At 40.0% G+C, this 23,326-nt stretch carries 22 protein-coding genes; 10 read left to right on the top strand and 12 right to left on the bottom strand.

Annotated elements, in window-relative coordinates; translation table 11 throughout:
* The first annotated feature begins 86 nt into the window (after positions 1-86).
* Positions 87-1,217, top strand: a complete 1,131-nt coding sequence (locus AOG27_RS01395) for an FAD-dependent oxidoreductase (RefSeq protein WP_054551227.1) — start codon at positions 87-89, stop codon at positions 1,215-1,217.
* A gap of 86 nt (positions 1,218-1,303) precedes the next feature.
* Here the strand turns inward: AOG27_RS01395 and guaA are convergent, their stop codons facing one another.
* Both guaA and guaB read right to left on the bottom strand, forming a co-directional pair.
* Complete coding sequence (gene guaA / locus AOG27_RS01390) at positions 1,304-2,881, bottom strand: glutamine-hydrolyzing GMP synthase (protein WP_054551226.1); 1,578 nt, start codon at positions 2,879-2,881, stop codon at positions 1,304-1,306.
* Positions 2,882-2,981: 100 nt separating this feature from the next.
* Entirely contained in the window at positions 2,982-4,451 is a 1,470-nt protein-coding gene (guaB, locus tag AOG27_RS01385; RefSeq protein ID WP_054551225.1) for an IMP dehydrogenase, read from the bottom strand.
* Positions 4,452-4,585: 134 nt separating this feature from the next.
* On the opposite strand from guaB, the gene xseA reads away from it, so the two are divergent.
* Positions 4,586-5,920, top strand: coding sequence for an exodeoxyribonuclease VII large subunit (xseA, locus tag AOG27_RS01380; protein ID WP_054551224.1), 1,335 nt, complete (start codon positions 4,586-4,588; stop codon positions 5,918-5,920).
* Positions 5,921-5,922: 2 nt separating this feature from the next.
* Here the strand turns inward: xseA and AOG27_RS01375 are convergent, their stop codons facing one another.
* Together AOG27_RS01375 and cysE are read right to left on the bottom strand one after the other, a co-directional pair.
* Positions 5,923-6,510, bottom strand: a complete 588-nt coding sequence (locus AOG27_RS01375; protein WP_054551223.1) for a hypothetical protein — start codon at positions 6,508-6,510, stop codon at positions 5,923-5,925.
* Between the two features lie 86 nt (positions 6,511-6,596).
* The gene (cysE, locus tag AOG27_RS01370) at positions 6,597-7,421 is read right to left on the bottom strand and encodes a serine O-acetyltransferase (protein ID WP_054551222.1); all 825 of its coding nucleotides are present in this window, start codon (positions 7,419-7,421) and stop codon (positions 6,597-6,599) included.
* Positions 7,422-7,762: 341 nt separating this feature from the next.
* Between cysE and AOG27_RS01365 the strand changes: the two genes are divergently transcribed.
* Both AOG27_RS01365 and AOG27_RS01360 read left to right on the top strand, forming a co-directional pair.
* Complete coding sequence (locus tag AOG27_RS01365; protein WP_200909082.1) at positions 7,763-8,164, top strand: hypothetical protein; 402 nt, start codon at positions 7,763-7,765, stop codon at positions 8,162-8,164.
* Between the two features lie 3 nt (positions 8,165-8,167).
* Positions 8,168-8,485, top strand: coding sequence for a helix-turn-helix transcriptional regulator (locus AOG27_RS01360; protein ID WP_054551220.1), 318 nt, complete (start codon positions 8,168-8,170; stop codon positions 8,483-8,485).
* A gap of 159 nt (positions 8,486-8,644) precedes the next feature.
* On the opposite strand, the gene AOG27_RS01355 is transcribed toward AOG27_RS01360, so the two are convergent.
* The 3 genes from AOG27_RS01355 to AOG27_RS01345 are packed head-to-tail and all read right to left on the bottom strand — an operon-like array spanning position 8,645 to position 10,621.
* A complete protein-coding gene (locus AOG27_RS01355) occupies positions 8,645-9,085 on the bottom strand; it encodes a PaaI family thioesterase (protein ID WP_054551219.1) in 441 nt (146 codons plus the stop codon).
* A 28-nt stretch (positions 9,086-9,113) separates the two neighbouring features.
* A complete protein-coding gene (locus AOG27_RS01350; RefSeq protein WP_054551218.1) occupies positions 9,114-9,713 on the bottom strand; it encodes an NAD(P)H-dependent oxidoreductase in 600 nt (199 codons plus the stop codon).
* Between the two features lie 8 nt (positions 9,714-9,721).
* Positions 9,722-10,621: a haloalkane dehalogenase gene (locus AOG27_RS01345; RefSeq protein ID WP_054551217.1), complete on the bottom strand. Its 900-nt coding sequence runs from the start codon at positions 10,619-10,621 to the stop codon at positions 9,722-9,724.
* A gap of 149 nt (positions 10,622-10,770) precedes the next feature.
* Between AOG27_RS01345 and AOG27_RS01340 the strand changes: the two genes are divergently transcribed.
* Positions 10,771-11,349, top strand: a complete 579-nt coding sequence (locus AOG27_RS01340; RefSeq protein WP_054551216.1) for a TetR/AcrR family transcriptional regulator — start codon at positions 10,771-10,773, stop codon at positions 11,347-11,349.
* A 130-nt stretch (positions 11,350-11,479) separates the two neighbouring features.
* Positions 11,480-12,421 carry a sensor domain-containing diguanylate cyclase gene (locus tag AOG27_RS01335; protein WP_054551215.1) on the top strand — a complete coding sequence of 314 codons (942 nt, stop codon included), beginning with the start codon at positions 11,480-11,482 and terminating at the stop codon, positions 12,419-12,421.
* Between the two features lie 35 nt (positions 12,422-12,456).
* On the opposite strand, the gene AOG27_RS01330 is transcribed toward AOG27_RS01335, so the two are convergent.
* A complete protein-coding gene (locus tag AOG27_RS01330) occupies positions 12,457-15,342 on the bottom strand; it encodes a M16 family metallopeptidase (RefSeq protein ID WP_054551214.1) in 2,886 nt (961 codons plus the stop codon).
* Between the two features lie 247 nt (positions 15,343-15,589).
* Here AOG27_RS01330 and AOG27_RS01325 point away from each other — a divergent pair, with 247 nt between their 5' ends.
* Positions 15,590-16,546: a methylenetetrahydrofolate reductase gene (locus AOG27_RS01325; protein ID WP_054551213.1), complete on the top strand. Its 957-nt coding sequence runs from the start codon at positions 15,590-15,592 to the stop codon at positions 16,544-16,546.
* Here AOG27_RS01325 and AOG27_RS01320 read toward each other — a convergent pair.
* The 3 genes from AOG27_RS01320 to AOG27_RS01310 form a co-directional block, all read right to left on the bottom strand.
* Positions 16,543-17,511, bottom strand: coding sequence for a sensor domain-containing diguanylate cyclase (locus tag AOG27_RS01320; RefSeq protein WP_054551212.1), 969 nt, complete (start codon positions 17,509-17,511; stop codon positions 16,543-16,545). The two genes, AOG27_RS01325 and AOG27_RS01320, sit on opposite strands and share 4 nt — an antisense overlap.
* A gap of 41 nt (positions 17,512-17,552) precedes the next feature.
* A complete protein-coding gene (locus tag AOG27_RS01315; protein WP_054551211.1) occupies positions 17,553-18,794 on the bottom strand; it encodes a DEAD/DEAH box helicase in 1,242 nt (413 codons plus the stop codon).
* A gap of 95 nt (positions 18,795-18,889) precedes the next feature.
* Positions 18,890-19,591, bottom strand: a complete 702-nt coding sequence (locus AOG27_RS01310) for a DUF3581 domain-containing protein (protein WP_054551210.1) — start codon at positions 19,589-19,591, stop codon at positions 18,890-18,892.
* Positions 19,592-20,113: 522 nt separating this feature from the next.
* On the opposite strand from AOG27_RS01310, the gene AOG27_RS01305 reads away from it, so the two are divergent.
* The 3 genes from AOG27_RS01305 to AOG27_RS01295 are packed head-to-tail and all read left to right on the top strand — an operon-like array spanning position 20,114 to position 22,385.
* Positions 20,114-20,509 (top strand): DUF3019 domain-containing protein, encoded by a 396-nt coding sequence (locus tag AOG27_RS01305; RefSeq protein ID WP_054551209.1) that lies wholly within the window; start codon positions 20,114-20,116, stop codon positions 20,507-20,509.
* Positions 20,506-21,198, top strand: coding sequence for a response regulator transcription factor (locus tag AOG27_RS01300; RefSeq protein WP_082389161.1), 693 nt, complete (start codon positions 20,506-20,508; stop codon positions 21,196-21,198). The genes AOG27_RS01305 and AOG27_RS01300 overlap by 4 nt, the downstream gene beginning before the upstream one ends.
* The gene (locus tag AOG27_RS01295) at positions 21,195-22,385 is read left to right on the top strand and encodes an ATP-binding protein (RefSeq protein ID WP_054551207.1); all 1,191 of its coding nucleotides are present in this window, start codon (positions 21,195-21,197) and stop codon (positions 22,383-22,385) included. Before AOG27_RS01300 ends, AOG27_RS01295 begins: the two co-directional genes overlap by 4 nt.
* Here AOG27_RS01295 and AOG27_RS01290 read toward each other — a convergent pair.
* Positions 22,369-23,211, bottom strand: a complete 843-nt coding sequence (locus AOG27_RS01290; RefSeq protein WP_054551206.1) for a MipA/OmpV family protein — start codon at positions 23,209-23,211, stop codon at positions 22,369-22,371. The two genes, AOG27_RS01295 and AOG27_RS01290, sit on opposite strands and share 17 nt — an antisense overlap.
* Between the last annotated feature and the right edge of the window lie 115 nt (positions 23,212-23,326).

The raw sequence follows: 23,326 nt of genomic DNA, 5'->3' as shown, positions 1-23,326 counted from the left end.
TGGGATTTACAAACCAAAATTACCATATTTATCCTATTTAGTAGATCAGTAACAATCATTTTTTTCTTAGCAACTAGGATATTTAAATGAGTTCAGTTAAACATATAGCCATTATAGGTGCGGGAGTTGCAGGCCTTGCTTTAGCGATATTTGCAAGAAAACAAGGCATCAAGGTCACATTATTCGAAAGAAACAATAGCTTTTCTACAATCGGTGCCGGTGTTACGTTATGGCCTAATGCGACCTTTGTGCTTAAACAGTTGGGTCTATTAGATGATTTCACCCAATATGGTGGTCTGCCAGTTGCTATGCGGCAGTACGATAAACAAGGCACTCAACGGGGTGAGTTTAACATTCAAACACTAAACTCTCTGTGTGGCTTTCCAACTATTAGCATATTACGTCGTGACTTAATAAAGATACTCGCTGAGCGACTAGAGAAACTGGATGCCACTATTCACTTCAATCAAACCATCAATACTCAAGACATTGCGCAATTAAAAGATAAGTTTGATCTTGTGGTGGGCTGCGATGGACGAATGAATTCGAAAGCACGAGAGTATATGTATAAAGTACCTATACCAACTAAATACCACGGCTTCATAAATATAATAGGCACCTGTGAAATTGATCTGAATCCTTTTGAGCAGACAATTCATGATTTTAGAGATAATAATGAGCGTTTTGGTATAGTACCCGTTGCAAATCAATGTTGTTACTGGGCTGCGGCATGGCCTAGTGACCTTGATAATACAAGACCAATAAAGCAGTGGTTTGAAGAGATGCATGAGCGTTTTCAGGATTGGCCTAAAACAGTTCAGCAGGTACTTAATAACTATAACCCACGCAGTTTAAAACGCATATTTGTACATGATATTGACCCACTCTCCTATTGGCACAAGGAGAATCTCATTATTATTGGAGATGCTGCACATGCTTCCTTACCCACATCGGGGCAAGGTGCTAGCCAAGCGCTTGAAGATGTTTGGCACCTAGCTCAATTATTTAAGACAGGATGTAGCCTCAATGTTATTTTGAAAAAGCTATATGAAACTCGTATTCATAAAACCTCCAGCGCCCAAAACATTGGTAGACTAATAGCTCAGCATATCTTTCAACAATCATCTCATTCAACCACAGATGCACCAAGTATATCCGCAGATCAACTCAGTCAACTCTATATGCAAGGACTAGACTTAACTCACACCAAATGCTAACCGTCTAAATAACAAAAGCCCGCTTCAAAAAAGCGGGCTTTTGTGTCTTTATAAATATTCAGTACAAGTGACTAGCTTACAGTGGATTATTCCCACTCGATTGTTGCCGGTGGCTTACCTGAAATATCGTAAACAACACGTGAGATACCATCGATTTCGTTGATGATACGGTTAGAAACCACACCTAAGAACTCATAAGGTAAGTGTGACCAACGTGCCGTCATAAAGTCGATTGTTTCTACACAACGTAGTGATACAACCCAGTCGTATTTGCGCGCATCACCCATTACACCTACCGATTTAACTGGTAAGAATACCGTGAAGGCTTGACTTACTTTGTGGTAAAGCTCAGCTTTGTGTAGCTCTTCAATGAAGATAGCATCTGCGCGACGTAGTAAGTCACAGTACTCTTTCTTGATTTCACCAAGTACACGAACACCTAAACCAGGACCCGGGAATGGGTGACGGTAAAGCATGTCGTATGGTAGGCCAAGCTCAAGACCAATTTTGCGTACTTCATCTTTGAATAGCTCACGTAAAGGCTCAACAAGACCCATTTCCATATCGTCTGGTAAACCACCTACGTTGTGGTGAGACTTGATTACGTGTGCTTTACCTGTTGCTGATGCAGCAGATTCGATTACGTCTGGGTAGATAGTACCTTGACCTAACCATTTAGCGCTTTTCAGCTTTTTAGCTTGCTCATCGAATACTTTAATGAAGGTATGACCAATCGCTTTACGCTTATCTTCTGGGTCTGACTTACCTGCTAAGTCTGCTAAGAATTGATCTTCAGCATCTACTTTAACAATGTTTAGGCCAAACTTGTTGCCGAACATATCCATAACTTGCTGACCTTCGTTTAAACGAAGAAGACCGTTATCAACGAATACACACGTTAGCTTGTCGCCGATTGCACGGTGAATAAGCATGGCAACAACAGATGAATCAACACCACCTGATAAGCCTAAGATAACTTCGTCATCACCTACAGTTTCCTTGATACGCTCAATCGCATCGTCGATGATTTTTGCTGGTGTCCATAGCTTTTCACAGCCACAGATATCAATCGCGAAGCGCTCAAGTAAACGTAAACCTTGGTGAGTATGAGTTACTTCTGGGTGGAACTGTACGCCGTAAAAACGTTTTTCTTCCCATGACATTGCAGCATGTGGACATGTTGAAGTTTTAGCCGTTGTTTTGAAAGTCTCTGGCACTTCCATCACTTTATCGCCATGGCTCATCCAAACGTCAAGTACGCCTGCACCGCCGTCAGTAATGTGGTCTTCGATAGCATCGAATAACGCACAGTTACCTACTTTTTCAACTTGCGCATAACCAAACTCTTTCTTATCAGAGCTGTGAACGCTACCACCTAGTTGCGTTGCCATTGTTTGCATGCCGTAACAAATACCAAGTACTGGAACGCCTGCGTTAAATACATACTCAGGAGCACGTGGGCTGTTTTCAAGTGTTGTAGACTCAGGGCCACCCGACAAAATAATACCTTGTGGATTAAATTCGCGGATTTGCTCTTCAGTTACATCCCATGCCCATAGCTCACAGTAAACACCAATCTCACGTATACGACGTGCGATTAACTGTGTGTATTGCGAACCAAAATCTAAAATGAGAATTCGTGAATCGTGAATGTCTTTGCTCATGGAGTATCTCGTTAGTCAGGAACTGCTCTCCCAAAGGGAGATGATCAATAAATTAGGGCTAGCAAATGCTAGCCCATGTAATTTCAATACCTTAAGGTAATTAACCTAAGCGGTAGTTTGGCGCTTCTTTAGTGATTTGCACGTCGTGAACGTGTGACTCACCCATACCCGCTGAAGTTACGCGAACAAATTGAGGTTTAGTATTTAACTCTTCAATTGTTGCACAGCCTGTTAAGCCCATTGCACTGCGTAGACCACCCACCTGTTGGTGAATGATTGTCGCGATAGGACCTTTATAAGCAACACGGCCTTCGATACCTTCAGGAACAAGTTTGTCTGCTTCGTTCGATTTTTGGAAGTAACGGTCTGATGAACCTTCTTTTTGGTCCATCGCACCAAGGCTACCCATACCACGGTATGATTTGTAGTAACGACCTTGGTATAGCTCAACTTCACCCGGTGCTTCTTCAGTACCGGCTAACATTGAACCCACCATTACACATGATGCACCGGCAACAAGTGCTTTTACGATGTCACCAGAGAAACGAATACCACCGTCAGCAATAACAGGAATATCACGGCCTTTTAAGCCCTCAACTGCGTCAGAAATAGCAGTAATTTGTGGAACACCACAACCTGTTACGATACGAGTAGTACAGATAGAACCAGGGCCGATACCAACTTTAACAGCATCAACACCCGCATCAGCAAGGGCAATCGCGCCTTCAGCTGTTGCAACGTTACCTGCTACGATTTGTAGATCTGGGTATGCTTGACGTGTTTGTGCAACACGGTCGATAACACCTTGTGAGTGGCCATGTGATGTATCGATAAGTAATACGTCAACACCTGCTTCAACTAGGGCTGCGATACGCTCATCAGTACCTGCGCCAACACCAACAGCTGCACCTACACGTAAACGACCTTGCTCGTCTTTACATGCATGCGGCTTATCTTGTGCTTTTTGATAGTCTTTTACAGTGATCATGCCTTTTAGTTTAAATGCATCATCAACTACGAGAATTTTTTCGATACGGTGCTCGTGCATTAGACCTAAGATTTCATCACGGTCTGCACCTTCTTTAACAGTCACTAACGATTCTTTTTTCGTCATTACTGTAGAAACAGGTTGCTCAAGTTTCGTTTCAAAACGCATATCACGGCTTGTCACAATACCAACAAGGTTATTGTCAGCGTCGGTTACAGGGAAACCTGAAAAACCTTTGTCTTCTGAAAGCGCGATAGCATCAGCAATTGTAAGATCCGCAGTCACAGTAACAGGGAAAGAAACAATGCCCGCTTCGTAAGTTTTAACTTTACGAACGTTTTTAGCTTGCTCTTCGATTGTCATGTTTTTGTGGATGAAACCTAAACCGCCCTCTTGCGCTAGAGCAATCGCTAAGCGTGCTTCTGTTACAGTATCCATAGATGCTGAAACTAGCGGCAAGTTAAGATTGATACCACGCGTTAAGCGAGTTGAAATATTTGCCGTGTGTGGCAAAACAGTAGAATGACCTGGTACTAAAAGTACGTCGTCAAAGGTAAGAGCTTCTTTAGCGATTCTTAGCATAGTGCAACTTCTCACATGTGGATCTGAGTATAAGGAATTGCGGCCAAATTTTATCAGCGTTATGAGCATGAGTAAATAAAATTATTCATTTATTTGTGTTAAAGTACGCAGAGAATTTTTTACTGGGGTTTTTAATGGCTTTTACGCAATCAACACAGCCTGTTTACACGGTCTCGCGCCTAAATAAGGAAATTCGCCATGTTCTTGAACAAGGCTTTTCATCGCTTATCTTAAATGGTGAAATTTCTAACTTTATAGCCCCTGCATCTGGACACTGGTACTTTACGTTAAAAGACGACCGAGCACAGGTAAAAGCAGCAATGTGGCGCGGCAATAATCGCGGCCAAACTTTTCTCCCGAGCAATGGTGCACAAGTAACCGTGCGTGCCCGCGTATCTTTATATGAACCTCGTGGTGATTATCAGCTGATTGTTGAGCATATGGCTCCTGCTGGCGAAGGCTTATTAAAACAAGAATTCGATGCGCTTAAAATGCGTTTAGCTGCCGAAGGCCTATTTAGCTCAGCCCACAAAAAACCATTACCAACCAATATTAATCGCGTTGGGGTGATCACCTCAGCCACAGGTGCGGCTATACGCGATATTCTAACGGTACTTAAACGCCGTGCTCCGCAGCTTGAAGTCGTGATTTACCCAGCGATGGTGCAAGGTGCAGATGCACACAGTCAATTAATAGAAAAAATAAACATCGCCAATCAACGCAACGAAGTAGATGTGCTTATATTAGGTCGCGGTGGTGGCTCACTCGAAGATTTGTGGTGTTTTAACCATGAGCAATTAGCTCGCGCTATTTTTGAAAGTCGCTTACCTATTGTTAGCGCCGTTGGTCACGAGGTCGATACCACAATTAGTGATTATGTTGCCGATATTCGCGCCGCAACCCCTTCTGCAGCCGCAGAGCTAGTTAGTCCAAATACCGAAGAGCTATATAACAAAGTTACGCAGTTAGTTAGGCACTTAAATCATGCCTTTAAACACGCTTTAGCTGTAAAACGCAGTACTGCCACTCAATTTGAGCATCGCTTGCAGCTATGCCATCCGCGTAATCAACTCAATCAACAAGCGCAAAAGTTAGATGAGCTTAGTTTGGCCTTACATGGCGCGATGAGTAGTAAAATCCAGCGATATGAGCGAGTACTTGCTAACTTAACACCACGCTTAATGCAACGCTCACCCGAAAAGCAGTTAGCGAAAAGCGAGCATCAACTGGCGCAATTACATGCAAGGCTTACACAGGCGATGCAACAGCAACTTTCAAGTTCTCGAAACCAGCTTTCTTTACAAGCGAACCGTTTAGATTCTGTGAGTCCGCTTAGTGTGTTAGCGCGTGGTTACAGCATTACTAAAAATCAGCACGGTGGCGTTGTAAAATCAGTTAACGATGTAAGCTCTGGTGAGCTTATAACTACCGAGCTTGCTGATGGTCAACTGCAATCAAAAGTTGTATAAAATTACTCCGTGCTTGCAATAATGGTTAGACTATCGTCACTTGAGGTGGTGGAGGTAAATTTAAATTGCTTCCACCAGCTTTGTTCCATCATCTTATCGGTCATGTTACGCCAATAATGGCTTGGCAAATCATCACTCCCCTCAGGTTGCAATAGCTTAAACTGACACACAGAGCTTTTGCATGTTGAGACACTCAGCTGTGGTTGCACTGATAAATCTGCCATGATTAAAAAATCGCTCATGGCTGTTTCAACTTGGTAGGCCCAAGCCTCATCCCGAGATTGCTCTTCTAACAAGGTATAAAGTTCATCTAGGTGTGAGTCGATTTGCTGTGGAGGTATCGCACTTGAACGGTAACTGGCAATCACCGCTTGTTGGTTTTCGACTTGTAACTTTAACTCTGCAACTTGCTGCTCAAGCTCAGTTTTGCTAACAGCTGCCGAACTATCTGAATTAACTTCAGCGACTTGTTTATTAATAACAGGCGCTATAGCAGTGGCTTGCTGCTCTGGTGCTTGAGCTATGTGTTCTTCAACAAATTGTTGCTGATAAGTGTGTGGCTGTTGTGGGTCTGATTGAAAAAGTGACATAGCGACAGCGCCACAAATAAATGACGCTGTTACAGTTAATCCGAAGGATAATTTAGACAATTCCATTGCTCTTTTATAGTGTAAAACTACAACATAGCACTGGTGTGGGAGGCATTACTAGCGGTAGTCGCGCCATCATCTAAAAAGTTTTGGTTCATGCTTTCGGCAGGACAGGGACAGCTCGGTTTGCCAACCACTTTAGCTGGCACACCAACCACAGTTGTGTGCGCTGGAACCGCACTTAACACGACAGAGTTTGCACCAATACGTGCCCCCTCTCCTACTTCGATGTTACCCAGTACTTTAGCACCCGCACCAATCAATACACCTGCGCGAATTTTCGGATGGCGGTCACCTTGCTCATTACCTGTACCACCTAAGGTTACAGACTGTAAAATAGAGACGTTATCTTCAATAACTGCTGTTTCACCAATTACAATCCCAGTTGCATGGTCAAACATAATACCATGACCAACTTTACAAGCAGGATGGATGTCAACGCCAAATACTTCTGAGGTTCTGCTCTGAATGAAGCGAGCAAGCTCTTTGCGGTTTTGTTGCCATAAACAATTTGCGAGTCGGTGTGCTTGTATTGCATGGAAGCCTTTAAGATTCAGAATTACAGTTAAGTAACTATCGGCCGCAGGGTCACGATCTTTAACTGCTTTTATGTCATGAGCCACATGCGTCAGCATTAGATCACATTTAACAAAGGCTTGGTCAAATAATTCGCGGATAGTAAACGCCGATACTACTGCATCAGCAAGCTTATTAGCGACAATAAAGCTGAGCGCCGAACCTAGGCATTCATGATTTAACACACACGAATAAACGTGACTTGCTAAAAGCGGTTCACGGGAAACGACTTCGTTTGCTTCTTCTCGAAGCTTTTGCCAAATTTCATGACGCATAATATTGCCTTTCTGGTTGTACCTAACTGCTAAGCCTTAAGTTTAACGGATTTGTAGCAAGATGTACTAACCCGTTGTTTATTTGTTCTGGTTATATCTAATAACCAGAGTAACAACACCTATTTTTACTCTTTTTGCTGTGCTTTTTAGCCAACCACATATGACAGTAGCAAACTCATACGCCGCAAGAAAAACCCAGCTAAAATGCTTATTTTTCAATAACAAAACAGATATGACATCTTATCTGTCATATGCCAAAATAGGCACTGACATATCGCTGACGGCGTAAAAAACAAAAATAATCATTAAATTTACATCATCAACTTAACAAGGAAACGATGATGAAAAACGACGTACTAAACTCACATAAACTAGGTTATAAATTTTACTTTCAAGATGGTGACAACCAAATCGCATGCTTTGGTCACATTATGAGTGGTAAAGAAAAAATATATGTAAACGACGAATTGGTTAGTGAAAAACGCAGCTTCGGTTTTAAAAGTCATCATGACTTTAGCTACCAAGGTAATACTTATGCAGTCAAATTCGAGATGCAAAATATACTCACAGGCAAGCTTGAATGTTCGTTTTATAAAGCTGACAAATTAGTTAAACAGAGCACACAAACCTCACTTACTGATAATCCAAAACAAGTAGCTTTGGTTACCTTAGGCTGTTTTATTGGTGGCGCAATATCGGGTTATGCAGTTGTTACTTTTATTGAACCATTTCTTGGGAAGTAAGTAATGCAGCTGAACCCTAATACAATAAAAGCACTTAGACTTAAATTCGATTGGACGCAGCAGCAATTGGCCGATGCCTGTGATGTAAGCCTACGTACCATTCAACGAGTTGAAAAAGAAGGTGCGGCATCAAAAGAAACCACCATGAGCCTATGCGCAGTATTTGAAGTGCGCCAAGGTGAGCTTATTAAGCTCGATGACGAAGCACCAGAACAAAGCACAACACATGCAGTGAGTAAGCAAAATCTCGCAGCAATCGTAGCAGCTTCTTCGTTTGTCAGTTTTGCCCTTGGTATGGCAACAGTATTAGTTATTTTTTAGGAGTGAAAGATGACCAAAGAACAACGCGGCCACACTACACTTATCGGCTTTGTAATAACAACCATACTCTTTGCGCTAGCTGTTAAAGTTAGCTTACTACTTTAGTTGATAATAGGTCAATATAGAGCCCAGCTACATCACGGCTGGGCTGTATTTATGTTACTGCTTTAATTGATAGCGATTAAAGGTTGCAGTAGCTAACGCAACAGGTATATCAGGCGCATCAGATTTATAAACATTCGCAATAACCGTACATAAGGTTCTTCCCTTATGGATCACTTCTGACTCGGCAATAATTTTATCTCCTGGAGAAAGTGGTTTAAAAAACTTTACGTTAAGCTCAACAGTACTGCACATTTGGCCTTTATCCATAATCGTTACCATCGCACAGCCTAAGCTTGAATCGAGAAACCCAGAGACAACACCACCATGAACAGCCCCTGTTGGTGAGACATGATCACGTCTAATTAATAATGATGTAATAACTTTATTTTCTTCCTTTTTGACTGAATCAATTTCAAAACCTAGCCAATCGCCATAGCTATCACTTTGCTGGAAAGAAATACCGATATGTTCAGATAAAAAATCTAGCGTTTTCAACTAACCACTCCCCTACTTCTTTAAGATTTTAAAGGCCTAGTTGCGCATATACATCTATTAGTTCTTCATGTATTTTTGCGTTTGCGTATTCAAGCCCATCGGCGCGCCGAGGGTCATCAATGACCTCTACCCATTTTTGCCCATACTTAACAACCTCGTCTTCACCACAAGCATCTGCATTAAACATGTACAATGGCTGAGAATAATTCATTTTGGCTAAGTTGGCTGTAAGCTGAAATGGTTTTAAAACCTCAGGTACAGTAGCGAACATATGAAAGCCATTGTAATTTTTTGCTTGTCCTCCAGCAGAGCAAATTATTTGTAAGTCTTTGCCTTTAAGCTTGTCTCCTTTGCTTCCGTATGCAAATTGATATTGTAAAACATCATCAAGCCACTTCTTAAGAAGAGGAGTCATTGACCACCAATAGATAGGAAATTGAATCACGATTCTGTCATGAGACAACAACAACGCTTGTTCTTTTTCGATATCGATTTTAAAGTCAGGATATTCCAAATACATATCTCTACTTGTTGCTACTTTACCTGACTGCTCTAATTGCTTCTTCCAAGTATTATTGACTCGTGATGCGTTGAGATCGGGGTGAAATACTAAGTGTAAGATTTTCATAAAGATCCTTACTTTATTAATTTAAAATGTTTAAGTGCTGCAACAGCAACGGTGTCTCCAAATTCCTGCACAAAATGCCCTGCATTATTTATTTCTAGAGGTTCAGGGCAATTTTTGATTACGCTTTGCATAAAATTCATAACTGTAGGTCCTAACATTTTGTCTTTCATACCTATTGCCATGAATGATTCGCCTTGCCACTCACTTTTCCAAAATTGAAATGCTCGAGTTGAAATTTTTACGCACTGAGGATCTGGCGCAGCAACAATTTTAGGGAACTTTTTGACGCCAGCTTGATAACTTGCATCTGGATATGGAGATGCATATGCACTCGCTTCATCGCTGTCAATTGTTGGCGCATACTTATTGAAAAAACTAGCGAGATTTAATTCATTTGGCAGAACGATATCGTCATGCCATTTTAAGAATTCAGGACTGCTCACAGGCTCAACCAGCAACCCTGTATTCATGATGATTAATCTTTTAAAACGCTCTGGCATATCTTGAGGCAATGTAAGACCCAAAAGCCCTCCCCAATCTTGGCAAACCAAAGTAATATTATTTAAATCTAACCTCTTAATAAGTTCGATTAAGTAGTTACGATGAAACTCAAACGTATAAACTTTCTCATCAATTGGTTTATCTGACTTACCAAAGCCAAAAAGATCTGGGGCTATCACCCTGCCTCCGACATTAACAAATTCAGGGATCATTTTTCTGTAAAGGTAACTCCAAGCAGGCTCACCATGCAGACATAAAAAAACTTCTTCAGAGTCAGGATTACCTTCATCAAGGTAGTGAGCCCTCAAGCCTTCATATCCCTTCAAATCACTAAAGTAATTAGCTTCAAAAGGATAATCTTTAATATTATCAAAGCTACTTTGTGGTGTGCGTTTACTATTTATCATGCCTATTCCTCAACAATAAAAAACATTAGGTCAAGCGACCTATTTAAAATTTAGGTCGGATGACCTATAATGTCAACATTGAATTTAACTGTTGAGTACTCGTAAAATGATAAGGTTTGATTACTAAGCAGAAATACTTTGAGATTTTAATGAAGAAAAATGCCAAAACAGATTTAATAATAGATACGGCTTTGCATATTCTTAGACACGAAGGTGATTATGGCGTGACAATGAGAAAAGTTGCCAACGAAGCTGGTATGACTTTGAGCAATGTTCAATATTATTTCAAAAATAAAGATGAGCTTTTAAAGGCGATGGCAGATCGCTATTTCAAATCATGTCTTGACGATATGAGAAAAATGGATCCAATAAGCAACCTAGAGAACCCAAGCAATGAGCTCCATTCGCTGCTAGAGAGCTTTCTAAGTCATGGTTTGAAATTAACCCAAATGTGCAGGATATTTAGGGAGTATTGGGCTATATCGACACGAAATGAAGTTATCAATCAACATATAAAATTTTACTACGAAGAAATGGCATTGATCTTAGCTGATAAATTGCGACCTATTTCTCACTCAGACTCAAACGTTTCTAGAGCTGTATCTATATTTATCCCATTTGTAGAAGGTTACTCAATCACTGCACAAGCTATGCCCGAACGTATTGATTCAATTTCAAAAATAATGACTGAAGTTATACTTAACTTACTTACTGATGAGCATGAATAAATTAAACTACATATAAATCTTCGTAAGTTATCATCTGTAAAATTTATTCAATCACACTCTTTTTTACTTTTAACCATGCAATCTAATAATTTATTGCTACTCTTTAGAAAAGTGTAAAGCAGGAATTGGTGTGCTTGAGTCAAAGGAATTTTTAAGGTTAATACTCGATACTCTCCCTGAGCATATTGTTGTCATCAACGCCGAAGGCGATATCAAATTTGTAAATCGCAGCTGGCAAACATTTGGCGAACAAAATAACTGTGCGTGCAATGAGCAATGGCAACAACAAAATTACCTCGCAATTTGTAGGTCAGCGGCTTGCCAAAACGATGAGTTTGGAGCAAAAGCGTTTAATGGAATAAAACAAGTAATTAACCATCAGTGCGAAGAGTTCTATCTTGAATATCCATGCCATAGCGACATGGAAAAGCGCTGGTTTTTAATGCGAGCAGCTTCTCTTTTTTATGATAATCAGCGTTTTATCGTTATAAGTCACTTAAATATCACCGAAAGAAAGCTTGCTGAACAACAAGTCCAACAACTTGCTAGAATTGATGGCCTAACACAAATAGCTAATAGACGATTTTTTGATAGTTTTATTTTACAAGAATGGAGTCGTTGCTCGAGATTAAATTTACCTGTTTCGTTAGCTATGATTGACCTTGATAATTTTAAAACGCTAAATGATAAATTTGGTCACTTAGTTGGTGATAGCTGTCTAAAAGAAGTTGCAAAACTACTGCCTGAATTTACTCGCAGGCCCGGCGACTTGTGCGCCAGATACGGTGGTGAAGAGTTTGTACTGGTGCTTGGCAATACACAAAGTAAGCAAGCACAAAGTCTAGTAACACGCTTAATAGATATGATCAGTAAATTACAATTAGCTGAACTTACAGGTCATCCATTAACTGTTAGTATTGGTTTAGCTACTATTTACCCTAGTAGCGATAGTGATGCCATATTACTCATTGAAATGGCTGATAGCGCGCTTTATCAAGCAAAAGAAGCTGGCCGAAATCAACTTGTGGTTGCTGATAACATCGAGCCATTAAACCTAGAAAAATGCCCCTAATTAGGGGCATTGATTAGAGCTTGTTTATCCAGTTATTACTGAAATACTTTTTTGACATCAAGTACTTTAATATTTTTTGCTGGTATTGCGAGCTTATAGTCTGCAATGACTTTATCTTCAGCAACAAGTTCTGCTGGTTTTTCAGCGTTATACACCATTGGTGATGTTTGCTCTGAAGCTAAGCGTTTTTGCATGTCTTTGCCATCACCAGTAATAAACACATAGTGGATATTCTCTGTTTGCAGGTTATCGCGAATAACACGGTTAACATCATCAAGGGTTAGCTTTTCAAGCTTGCCGCGCACATAGTCAACAAAGCTCTCAGTGTTATAGAACTCACTATCAAGCGCATAGCCTAATTGGCGATCTTGGCTTGCAACCATTTGTGGCACAAAGTTAATTAAGAAGTTACGAGTCGCTTCAAAATCTTCTTTGCTGATGCCATTTTTAATCAGCTTATCAAGCTCAAATAATGCCGTACGCGTTGCAAAGTGCGCATCGTTATTAGAACGAAGCGGACGTAACCACACTTGGAAAATTTGCTCTGAACGACCTAAGTTAGCATCAGGTTTAGTTTGGAACATACCGCGTGGGAAGTACTCAATGTATGCATAGTCACCATAGTTCATACCACGGGTTTGACGAATACGCTGATACAAGAAGCTGTTTGAGCTGCGGTGTTCGCCAAAGTAAGAACGCACTAACCAAAGCGCTGTCCAGTCATCGCTACTACGAATTGTATCGATTGGGAAACCAAATGACACAGCGGTAGATTGCGCTGATTTTTCAACAATCGTTGCATGATGACCTTTAAGTTCTGGCGCATCAGGGATCGTTAAGCGGCTTTCTTTACCTTGCGGAAGCGATGTTAAATCTTTTAGCATAGTCGATTTAACATCACTCGGAATCGCACCAATTAGACCCACTGTTAATTTAGATTGAGTAAACTGGTTAGCATAAAACGCTTTTACATCGTCAAGTGTCAGTGCTTCAAGATCTGATAAATCACCATAGTTATAGCTTTCATACGGATGGCCTTTATAAAGCTGATGATAAAGCACTTCTTTACCTAGCTCTTCGTCATTAGATGCTTTAAGGCCTGCTTTAATGCTATCAATAAGCTCTTTTTTCAGGCGTTTAAAATCATCTTCTCTAAAGCCTGGGTTTAACATCTGGTCGCTAACAAGTGCATACCACTGCGCAGCATTATCTTTATGTACACGACCACGTAAAGAAATCATCTCTTTATCGATTTGATAGCCAAAGCTTCCCGCTAGTGGATATAGCGCTTTTTGAATATCTTTGTAGCTCATCGTTTCTGAGCCACCTTGCGCTAGCATTGCAGCTGTTAATGCCGCTAAGCCTTTTTTGCCTTGGGGATCAGCCGCTGCACCGGTATTGAATAACCAGTTCACATCAACCAATGGTGAGCTATTTGTTTTATCAAGTACTTTAAAGTGACGCTCTGTTGGGGCTTGCTCAATACTGGCAACTGCCGCATTTAGGTCAACCTCTTGCTCAAAACCCGCTACTTTATCAAGCGCCGACATTGTCACCGTGGTACGGCTTGAATCAACAAAGTACTTGTTTGCTACCGCTTTGATATCTTCTGGCGTGATGCTATCAGCCGTGGCATAAAGTTGGTTAATCACTTCAGGGTCACGTTCAAAGTGCATGTAGCTTGCAAGTGTTGAAGCGATTGACTGCGATGAATCAAGACCATTAATAAAGCTATATTTTAGGTTTGATTTTAAATCAGCTAACTTTTGTGCATCAACAAGCTCAGTACGTGCTTGTGCATAAGTACGGTTAATCGCATCACGGGCTTTAGCAAGGTCCGCTTCGTTCTCTACTTTTACAAAAACATGTAATAAACCTGGATCTTTAGTATCTGGGTTATAGGTAAACATTTGGCTGGCAATTTGTTTATCAACAACAAGTTCTTGATAAAGTGCCGAATTATTAGAGAAATACAGCTGTGAGATCAAATCAAGAGCGGCACGGTCTTTTTGAGTTGGATCCCATGCCGTGCCTTTGTATGACACAAGCAACCAGTGGCCTGGTAAACCATCATTTTTCTCATGTACATATTTTGCTGTTTTTTGCTTTGGCTCAACAGGAATGTCTGCTTGGTAATCGCCTTTTTTCCAGTTACCCCAATGCTTTTTCACCATCGCCATGGTTTCTTGTGGATCAACATCACCAACAATGACTAAAGATACATATTCTGGTTTATAAAATTTAGCGAAAAACTCTTTACCGTACGCCATTTGATCAGGCATAGCTTCAATGTCTTCGAAAAAGCCCATTGTAGTGTGCTTATACGTATGCTTTTCGAATGCTTCGTTACGAACTGCAGAAAGTAACTTACGAATTGGGCTAGCATTATTCTTTAAATACTCACCTTTTACAGTCAGCGCTTCGGTGCGGAACTGCTCTTCGCTGTATGTCAGGTTTTGGAAAATATCAGCTTCGATTTCAAGTACTTTATCTAAGTGCTCTTTTGAGAAGTTTAAGTGATAGTTCGTGTAATCGTTGGTTGTGTATGCGCGATTATCAACACCTGAGTTTTTTAGAATATCTGAATACACATCTTGCGGGAATTTTTCAGAACCTTTAAACATCATATGCTCAAAGAAATGTGCAAAACCGGTTTTACCTGCTTCAACTTCATTACGTGAACCAACCGATACCGGAATTTGCAGTGACACAACATCTGGGTAATCCGTTTTAACGACCATCACGCGAAGGCCGTTTTCAAGCTCTTCTAATAGGTAATCTTGGCTAAATACACGGTTATCACCTTGGCTGACTCGCTGCTCAATTTCGACTTCTTTAACCATAGTTGACTGTGAGTTACTTGCGCAGCCACTCAGCGCCAGTGTTACAGCAACACTGGTTGCTAATAATCTAAATTTCATAATGTTCCCTTGTTAGTTATTTTTCTCATAATCATTGCTGCTTGATTATGCATCAAAGCGCCAGAAAATATGAGGGTCAGCGCAATAATTTATGTAAACAGGTGTGTCAATTTTGCGAAACGCTCAGCTTTAAACTTGAGTAAAATTCATAGTCATTGAAAAACTTTCAAGAAAAAAATCTATCTAGACGTCTAAATGGCTGATATATTACTTATCATAAACATTAGCACGAGCTGGAATGAGGATTATGGCTTTATCATTACAAGAGAAAATTGAAGACACCAACCAAGGCGTCTACCTGATCGGTACCACACCTCCAAAGTCAGGGACTGATAAAGCACAGCTTGAAACCATTGCCCAAAAGCTACTTGGTCGTTTACACGAAATTGAATACGATGGCGTGATTATTTACGACATTCAAGATGAAAGTAGCCGCATTGCGAAGCCGCGTCCTTTCCCATTTAAAGAAACAGTGGATCCACGTGAATACAGTCAATTACTGCGCAGCTTGTCACAACTAGATGTGATCACATACAAAAGCGTAGCGCAACGAGGTGAAGCTGAATTTACCGAATGGCTAAACGAAACACGTAACGACTTCGAATTAAAAAACTTAGTGTTAGTGGGTAGTCCATCATCTCATGGCGATATCAAACTAAGCCTTCCTGATGCATATAAAACGCTTGCAAAGCAAAGCAGTGATGTGTTTTTAGGTGGCGTTACTATTGCCGAGCGTCATGCTAGCAAACGCAATGAACATGAGCGTTTAGTTGAAAAAACAGCACAAGGTTGTAAGTTTTTCATCTCACAAGCCGTTTACAATGCCCAAGCAACGATTGATTTGATCACCAGCTATGCGCGTAGCTGTAAAGCACAAGGCACAACACCAAAACGCATTATTCTAACGTTTACCCCTTGTGGTGGTGAAAAAACCTTAGAGTTTATGGAGTGGCTAGGTATTTCAGTACCAGAAGCAACTAAGTACCGCATGTTAGATTCTGCAAATACATTGAGTGAATCAGTGCGTATCTGCCGTGAGAATCTCGATTTAATTTTACAAAGCTGTGCGCATTTAGATGTACCGCTAGGTTTAAATATTGAGAGCTTAACTAACCGTAAAGAAGAAATTGATGCGTCAATTAACCTTTACCGTTTACTTAAAGCAACCATGGAATTAAACCTAGCTGAAAAGCAAATAGCTTAGCGGGCAAGTTTAGAGGCTTGCTTTTTCTCATACATATCTTCATCAGCCCGCTTTAATAGCTCAGCAAATGTTTCTTTAGGTTGAGCTACAATACCTGAGCCTATACTCAAATTAAGTTCAGGTATTGCCATATGTTTAAGGTTTTCTTTAAACGCTTCATTAAGTTTGTAGCTAATCGCTTCGATACAGTCGTTACTTTTCACTTGCAGAACCGCAATAAATTCATCTCCTCCTAAGCGGCCAATAATATCAGCCTCTCGTAGATATTGCTTCAATGTATCAGCCAGACATATCAGTGCTTTATCTCCTACTTCGTGACCATGCTTATCATTGAGTGGTTTAAAGTTATCTATATCGATAAACAAACAACAGATATTAAAGCCCAACCGGGTGGCAAGATTTAATTTATGTTGACAAAGTAAATTGAGTGCGCGGCGATTATAAATATTTGTGAGGGGGTCTAGCATCGCAATTTCACGCATTTGGGTGAAATTATCAAGTAGAGCTAAATCATCTTCCACCATATCCCTAAGCTGTTCGATGAGTTCTAAAAGACTATGCTGATAATCAGTTTTCTTAAAATCCATTACACAAAAAGTACCAAACGGTTCCCCGCTCGGCCAAGTTATAGGCACACCTAAATAGGATTCAACGCCATCGACAGTAAGTGGACAATCATCCCATTGATTATCTAGACTAACTTGTGGAATGTATAAAGGAGCCATATCTTTTAATACCTTTTTGCAAAAGATATTGTCGTCAATGGCTAACTCGATTCCAGCATGGTAAGGGTTTTCTCGTTGTTCGCTAGAAACAATTATGCGGTATGCTTCATCTGTCTTATGAACAATAAAGCCTGCAGGCGCTGAGAATAACTCGGTCATTAAATCGACTGTTTTTTGCCATTTTTGCAAAGAAAACTGGTTGTCAGGCTGACAAAATGACCATTTATTAACTTCTAACATACTACACACTTATTTTAGTCAGTGGATAGTACAAATATACGTCACTTTTTACGGTGTCTCATACTTTTTTGACCCAAAATACGCTTTTTATCTCGCGAGCGACGAGCTTTATTAGTGTTTTTTCTTATATTTTTAGGCTCTTTCGTTAAATCTGGCTCATACCCCGGTAACCACTGAGGAGTAAGTCTGGTGCCCAGTAAAATGTCTATTTCATCTAATAACCATTGTTCATCAATGCTAACTAGCGACAACGCTAACCCTTTTTCGCCTGCACGACCTGTACGACCTATTCGATGCACATAATCTTCAGCCACATAAGGTAGCTCATAGTTAATGACATATTTTAAAGAGGCAATATCAAGGCCGCGAGCGGCCACATCCGTCGCGACTAATACCCGAGTTACACCAGATTTAAAGTTTTGTAATGCTTTATCTCGCGCCCCTTGGCTTTTATCACCATGAATTGATTCGGTTTTTAAGCCATCTTTACACATTTCTTTAGCAAGCACATCAGCGGTTTGTTTAGTACGAGTGAATATAAGTACTTGCTGCCAATTTTTCATGCCAATCATGTGTGATACCAGCTCGCGTTTACGGTCTTCATCAACCGCATAAACTAGCTGCTCAACTTCAACCGCTGCTGAGTTGCGTTTATTCACTTCAACTAATTTAGGATCATTTAATAACTGCTTACTAAGTTTAAAGATGCTGTCGTCAAATGTGGCTGAAAAAAGTAAGGTTTGGCGTTCTTTTGGCACATGGCGCAAGATGCGTTTAATTTCGTCAATAAAGCCCATATCAAGCATGCGATCAGCTTCATCGAATACCAAGGCGTTAATGCTGGAAAGTTTAATACTGCCTTTGATCACATGGTCAAGTAAACGCCCAGGTGTTGCCACTACAACCTGCGCCCCTTTTATGGCTTTAATTTGTGGACCAATACTAGCACCACCATAAGCCAGTGCTGCTTTTATTTCAGTATGCGCAGCATAACGCTCTACACTTGCAAATACTTGCTGAGCGAGCTCTCGGGTCGGCGTTAATATTAGGACTTTAACGGCATCAGGGAGTACTTCAGCAGATAGCAAATTGTGCAGTAGTGGTAAAACAAAGGCAGCAGTTTTACCCGTACCAGTTTGTGCGCTGCCCATTACATCTGCACCCGCTAAAATAAGTGGGATGGTTTGCGCTTGAATTGCTGTGGGTGTGTGATAATTCTCTTCTTGCAAGGCTGTTAGCAATGCAGGTGCAAGATTTAACTCTGAAAAAGTCGCTACTGACATAGTCTGAAGTATATTTAGCTATAAAAACGCTATTGTACGCTGAACATCAGCAACAAAAAAGGCGCAATAAGCGCCCTTTGTCGTAATTGTAAAGATTACGCCGGTTTAAGTGACTCTTTACGATGATTATAAAAACTAATTAGGTCATCAACCGTTGTTTGGCAATAATCACGAATGCCAGATACAAGCATGTGCTTTTCACCCGACCCTACTTTTTCGCCATTTTCTAACAGGTTGAAGCGAAGCGTAATTTTTCCGCGTTTACCAGTAAACTCAAAATCAGGCTCAGCAAACTCTAATTCAGGTGCACTAATATCAAGGCGGTCAAGGTTAATCAACATTGATTCGTAAATCACCATTGGGCGGGCTGGGTTGATCATCACATCTTGCTTGCCCATTAATGGAATGATGACATGTGGGAAGGTAGTACCAGAAAACTCAACATAGTTTTTTATTAAGCTATTTGTTAACTCAGGACATTGGCTAACAGCCCCTTCACGCTTTACTTTTAGCATCACTTTTTCGCCATCGGTGATAGCAAACTCATCAGCACCTTCAGGAAAAGTCAGCTTTGAATTTTCATCAACCATACCAGCAAAAGTGAACTCCATTTTTTCACTAATACCATAGCGGTTTAAAACCAGCGAAAAAAGTAAATCGCCCGGCACACAAAACTTTTTAGCATCTTTATCGTGTAACGGATTGAAATCATCCGCCACTAACTTAGCAAAGCGACAGCCTTGCTCGCGTGAGATAGAAACGTAATCAGCATGCTGCTGATAATAAGGACTTAACATATTTGTTCACTGCTTAAACTACTTATAACCTATCTATACTATCAGAAAAAAAGCACACAGAGGTCGAATCTGTTGAGTATCATTTTCTATATTAACTTTGTGAAAGACTAATTACTTTCAGAGCGCGCACCAAATTGTATCAATTTGTACGAAACAATTAACAAATAAGCGTGAATAGTAAAAACTAATAGCGCATTTATATAGTGAAAAATTATTACATAAAAACAAATATAAATTCACTTTATCTTTTAAAACAACAAGCTAATAAAGATCTGAACGAGGCACTACAAAAAACTCTGAAACACAAGCTTTAATGTAAGGCAATTTGTAGCTAATGAAATAAATGAGGTATGATAAGCGCGCTTTTTTATCATGAAATAACTCATATAGACTGCATAAATAATAATGATAATAAGCGGTAAATAAATGAATACTCACTATGATTTTGAATGGTTTCATCTGTTTTTAATGGTAAATATTGCTTTGAAATTTAGACGACCAATCGCTCAGGGACTTGGTTAAATGATAAACCGATTAAGCTGGGCGGCTCTGCTTTTTTGTTTTTGCTGCTACTCTCAAGCTGAAGATAAAGCTGAACAGGTCTTTTTTAAAGTTTCACCAACAGTCTGTGTGACAGAAGCAAAACAAAAAGCCTGCGAGTTTAATGTGCAAGTTCATTTTCGAGTTGCTCCTTATGAAGAACTTTGTTTAGAAGTAACCCAACGCCCTCATTACACTCAGTGCTACACGCAAACAGGATTAATAGCCAAACAGTTTTTAATCAAAACAGAATACCCTCTTACCGTTAAGTTAATTAACCCTTTGAGCAGCAACGTTGTTAAACAGCAGCGTCTCTCAATAGTTAGCTATGAAGCCAAAGATTACCGTATAAAGCGGCGCTTTGGCTGGAGTTTATGATGCAGCATATTTTTTTAATTGAAGATGATGTGAAACTAGCCAATTTAATTCAAACATTTTTATTAAAACACGGCTATACCATTGATGTATTTAATACAGCTGAAGATTACCGTAGTAGTGAAATTACCTTTATTCCCTCATTGATTATCTGTGATGTGATGTTACCTGATGGCAATGGTTTTGAATTAATTTCACAACTAAAAGAAAAATACACCTGTCCTGTTATTTTTTTAACAGCTTTAGACTCAGTGCAATCACAAATTAAAGGCCTAAACTTAGGTGCTTACGACTACTTAATAAAGCCCATTAAACCTGAGCTATTATTAGCGAAAATTAAAACAATCATCGCCCACACTGTAAACCAAGATAACTTTTCAGATCACAGCGACTGTTTACGCATAGACAGTAAAAAGCGTGATATCTACTTTCATAATACTGCTCTGAACCTAAACGAGAGTGAATTTGATATTATCGCCTATCTAGCGAAGAATATGCCGCAGCCGGTCTCTCGCGAAGTGCTGTTTAAACATGTCATTGGCCGTGAGTATGACGGACTAGACCGCGCTATAGATTTAAAAGTGAGCCGATTACGTAAAAAACTCAAAGATACGATAAGCAGCCATAAAAATTCTTTGGATATTAAATCGGTGCGAGGCAAAGGCTACAGTTTGGATATTTCAAAACTATGAAGCAGCAATTTTTTAAGCTTTACCTGATTATCACAGTAAGCTTAATTGCTTTAGTTCTTGCGTTTGGTCAGCTTTATAATGAGTTTTTTTCTAAGCATGTGCCGAGTATACAAATTAGTGTTGCTGAACTTACACAAATAGCAGAGCAAAAAGACTCGCGGATCAGTAGCCTAAGCATAAGTGAAATTGCATTGCCTGATTCTTTGCTCAACACGTTTAATCAAGACGGTATTATCAGTGTCACTGAGCATAATCAGCAATTTATATATCTCAAGGGCAGTAATGGTAGCATTCAAAAAGTTGGCCCCATTAACCTGATTTCACACGCAAAAACTGACTGGTTTGCTTTTTTCGCCTTTTATTTTTTGCTTGGTGTGATGATTTTATTGTTTATACGCCCAGTGTTTCGTGATTTGAGCTTATTGCAACGTGCAGCCTACCGCTTCAGCAAAAAACCGCAACGAATAGAGCTCGATATAAAGCCAAATTCATCCATTGCACCGCTTGCAAACACCTTTACTGATATGTCAGAGCGTATCAACAAATTTGTGCAGCTTCATAGCGATTTATCCCGCATTATTTCTCATGAAATTCGTACCCCACTCTCGCGTATGCGATTTGCGTTATCAATCGCAGAACTAGATTCGTTAGAAAGTAGCCAAATAGAGCGTGATATCGATGAGATTGAATTGCGCTTAGAACAATATTTATCGTTTGCTCGTTTAGAGCATCAACAAAGTGTGTTTAACCAGGAGAAAGTTAACTTATCTAAACTGATCAACACGGAAATAGCTAAATTTGATTTATACAAAGAACTCAAATTTATTCCAACTCTTGAGGTTGACGCTGCTTTTTGCGAAACAAGCTTTATGGCAATCGCGGTACAAAACTTACTGATCAACGCCACAAAATACGCAAAACACACTATTTATATAAGCACTGAAGAGAAAGCAGGTAATTACTTGATAAGCGTCACAGATGATGGACCAGGGTTGCCTATAAATGCTGATGCGTTAATTGAACCATTCAAACAAGGTGAAGGAGATAAATTGGCGAGTGGTTATGGATTAGGACTTTATATCGTGCATCGTATTGCTAGCTGGCATGGCGGTAAAATTGGTTTAGCCAATAACCTCGAAACGGGCGGCGCTCAAATCTCAATCAGTTGGCCTAAAAATGGTATGTAATGCCAGTAAAACCTGAGAAATAGCCATTTTTATTAATCATATGTGAGTTAGCTAAATTGCTATCAAGCCAAGTGTGCTTTAGTTTGAAATCAACACTAAAATTATCACTGATCGGATACTCGTAGCTTACTTTTAAATAGTAATTGGTGGCACTTTCTAAATGATAACTTAATAAGCGAGTTTTGCTCTCAGTGGGGCTAACCGTGTAGTAATAGTCAATTAACTCTTCATTTTTGTAGTTTATACCAGCCTCAATGCCAGCAATACCGGAAAACAATGTAAATGCTTGGTAGCCATTGAATAAGATTTCATAGCCATTATGAACATTGGTTATATCGTGCACGTATGCCGCACTCAACCAAATGTCGTCATAAATATTTAAAGCTGATGAAAAGCCAGCCATATAAGAAAGGTTGCGCTCTATCGGTGTTAAGTTAATTGGTGAAGCACTTGGAATTGTAGGTCGACCTGAACTAGAACGAACTACACCTGTCGTGTAGAGTTTATCTACCCCATCTAACTCAAAGAAAAAGCCATCATCATTAAAGCGCCCCAGTAAATCAATATAAAATTTCTCAGATTCAAATAAGCTGTAACCAATAGAAAAATCATCGAAATACCAGCTATCACCATAATAAGCCAAGCTTGGCAGAATTGGCGAAATAACATCATCGGCATCAAGTACTGGGTTCTCAATACCACCGTAGCCTAGCGTAACGCTTGCATGAAAAGTAGACTTTTTAATCAATTGCGGCTGCTTAACATCATCCTGCGCAAATGCAGTTGATGCAGCTAAGCAACACATTGAACCAAACAACCTTTTCATTAACGTAACTCACCTTAATGCCGTAATAAACGACTACTATACTAACTTAATAAACTAAAACTCTTTTAGCCCTTTCTGTGCTGGGGCGATCATAGCGTTTGCATACATTTTTGTA

Source organism: Pseudoalteromonas lipolytica (genome assembly GCF_001306915.1).
GTDB lineage: Bacteria > Pseudomonadota > Gammaproteobacteria > Enterobacterales > Alteromonadaceae > Pseudoalteromonas > Pseudoalteromonas simplex.
The sequence above is the reverse complement of the archived record's forward strand: the minus strand, read 5'-3'. Positions and strand labels throughout refer to the sequence as shown.

What these genes read in the sequence shown, in the direction of transcription:
- AOG27_RS01395 (WP_054551227.1), top strand. Translation starts at nt 87, where the DNA reads ATGAGTTCAGTTAAACATATAGCCATTATAGGTGCGGGAGTTGCAGGC.
- guaA (WP_054551226.1), bottom strand. Translation starts at nt 2,881, where the DNA reads ATGAGCAAAGACATTCACGATTCACGAATTCTCATTTTAGATTTTGGT.
- guaB (WP_054551225.1), bottom strand. Translation starts at nt 4,451, where the DNA reads ATGCTAAGAATCGCTAAAGAAGCTCTTACCTTTGACGACGTACTTTTA.
- xseA (WP_054551224.1), top strand. Translation starts at nt 4,586, where the DNA reads ATGGCTTTTACGCAATCAACACAGCCTGTTTACACGGTCTCGCGCCTA.
- AOG27_RS01375 (WP_054551223.1), bottom strand. Translation starts at nt 6,510, where the DNA reads ATGTCACTTTTTCAATCAGACCCACAACAGCCACACACTTATCAGCAA.
- cysE (WP_054551222.1), bottom strand. Translation starts at nt 7,421, where the DNA reads ATGCGTCATGAAATTTGGCAAAAGCTTCGAGAAGAAGCAAACGAAGTC.
- AOG27_RS01365 (WP_200909082.1), top strand. Translation starts at nt 7,763, where the DNA reads ATGAAAAACGACGTACTAAACTCACATAAACTAGGTTATAAATTTTAC.
- AOG27_RS01360 (WP_054551220.1), top strand. Translation starts at nt 8,168, where the DNA reads ATGCAGCTGAACCCTAATACAATAAAAGCACTTAGACTTAAATTCGAT.
- AOG27_RS01350 (WP_054551218.1), bottom strand. Translation starts at nt 9,713, where the DNA reads ATGAAAATCTTACACTTAGTATTTCACCCCGATCTCAACGCATCACGA.
- AOG27_RS01345 (WP_054551217.1), bottom strand. Translation starts at nt 10,621, where the DNA reads ATGATAAATAGTAAACGCACACCACAAAGTAGCTTTGATAATATTAAA.
- AOG27_RS01340 (WP_054551216.1), top strand. Translation starts at nt 10,771, where the DNA reads ATGAAGAAAAATGCCAAAACAGATTTAATAATAGATACGGCTTTGCAT.
- AOG27_RS01330 (WP_054551214.1), bottom strand. Translation starts at nt 15,342, where the DNA reads ATGAAATTTAGATTATTAGCAACCAGTGTTGCTGTAACACTGGCGCTG.
- AOG27_RS01325 (WP_054551213.1), top strand. Translation starts at nt 15,590, where the DNA reads ATGGCTTTATCATTACAAGAGAAAATTGAAGACACCAACCAAGGCGTC.
- AOG27_RS01320 (WP_054551212.1), bottom strand. Translation starts at nt 17,511, where the DNA reads ATGTTAGAAGTTAATAAATGGTCATTTTGTCAGCCTGACAACCAGTTT.
- AOG27_RS01315 (WP_054551211.1), bottom strand. Translation starts at nt 18,794, where the DNA reads ATGTCAGTAGCGACTTTTTCAGAGTTAAATCTTGCACCTGCATTGCTA.
- AOG27_RS01310 (WP_054551210.1), bottom strand. Translation starts at nt 19,591, where the DNA reads ATGTTAAGTCCTTATTATCAGCAGCATGCTGATTACGTTTCTATCTCA.
- AOG27_RS01305 (WP_054551209.1), top strand. Translation starts at nt 20,114, where the DNA reads ATGATAAACCGATTAAGCTGGGCGGCTCTGCTTTTTTGTTTTTGCTGC.
- AOG27_RS01300 (WP_082389161.1), top strand. Translation starts at nt 20,506, where the DNA reads ATGATGCAGCATATTTTTTTAATTGAAGATGATGTGAAACTAGCCAAT.
- AOG27_RS01295 (WP_054551207.1), top strand. Translation starts at nt 21,195, where the DNA reads ATGAAGCAGCAATTTTTTAAGCTTTACCTGATTATCACAGTAAGCTTA.
- AOG27_RS01290 (WP_054551206.1), bottom strand. Translation starts at nt 23,211, where the DNA reads ATGAAAAGGTTGTTTGGTTCAATGTGTTGCTTAGCTGCATCAACTGCA.